Source organism: Thioclava sp. UBA3469, assembly GCF_002378135.1.
Taxonomy (GTDB): domain Bacteria; phylum Pseudomonadota; class Alphaproteobacteria; order Rhodobacterales; family Rhodobacteraceae; genus Thioclava; species Thioclava sediminum.
On record NZ_DFRG01000043.1, the window covers coordinates 1 to 849 of the forward strand.

Annotated in this window: 2 pseudogenes; one reads left to right on the top strand and one right to left on the bottom strand. The window is 62.1% G+C overall.

Annotation, left to right across the window (positions count from 1 at the left end):
- Positions 1 to 209: pseudogene (locus B3D39_RS03195) on the bottom strand (NAD-dependent epimerase/dehydratase family protein); the annotation flags it as partial.
- A 313-nt stretch (positions 210 to 522) separates the two neighbouring features.
- Here B3D39_RS03195 and B3D39_RS03200 point away from each other — a divergent pair.
- Positions 523 to 849, top strand: a pseudogene (locus B3D39_RS03200) (2-isopropylmalate synthase); the annotation flags it as partial.

Here is an 849-nt window from a genome sequence, read left to right on the forward strand (position 1 = left end):
GTGCCAAGTGCGCCCGAGGCCACGAAGATCAGATTGACCGGCCCCTCGATCTCGCGCAAACCCGCCTCGACCGAACGCTCATCCGTCACATCGAATCCATCGCGCGACCGCGACAACCCCGTCACCGCGTAGCCGCGCGCTTCCAGCTCGACCCGGATCGCCGAACCGATCCCGCCCGTATCTCCGATCACGATTGCCTGACCCGCCACCTTGTCCTCCGTCATATGCGCCCAAAGGCTACGCGCCCCCGCCGCGAGCGGTTCCTTTTTTGCTTTTCATTTATCGCTTGGCGCCTATAGTGCCCCCCATGACACGGGTTAAGCATATTCAACTCACCGCAGCCGGGGCTCTCGCCCAAGGCGCGATGCCCCGTGGTCTCCTTCTTCTTAGCAGCCTCTGAGCGTGCCTTCGGGCGCGAACGCTCAGGGGTAACCAGCGCCCGGACAACTTCCGAAAGCCACCGCGCAATGCTGGCCTTCGGGACCAAGTAACGCTAAGAGCCAAGACGAAAGAGACTAGCAGATGGCCCAGACCATGATCGACAAAAACCGCGTTCTGATTTTCGACACGACCCTGCGTGATGGCGAGCAATCGCCGGGCGCGACGATGACCCATGACGAGAAGCTCGAGATCGCCGATCTGCTCGACGAAATGGGCGTCGACATCATCGAGGCTGGCTTCCCCATCGCCTCGGAAGGCGATTTCGAAGCCGTCAGCGATATAGCGAAACGCGCCAAGTTCTCGACCATTTGCGGGCTGGCCCGCGCCAAGCTGCCCGATATCGACCGCTGCTGGGAAGCCGTGCAGCACGCGAAATCGCCGCGCATCCACACCTTCATCGGCACCTCG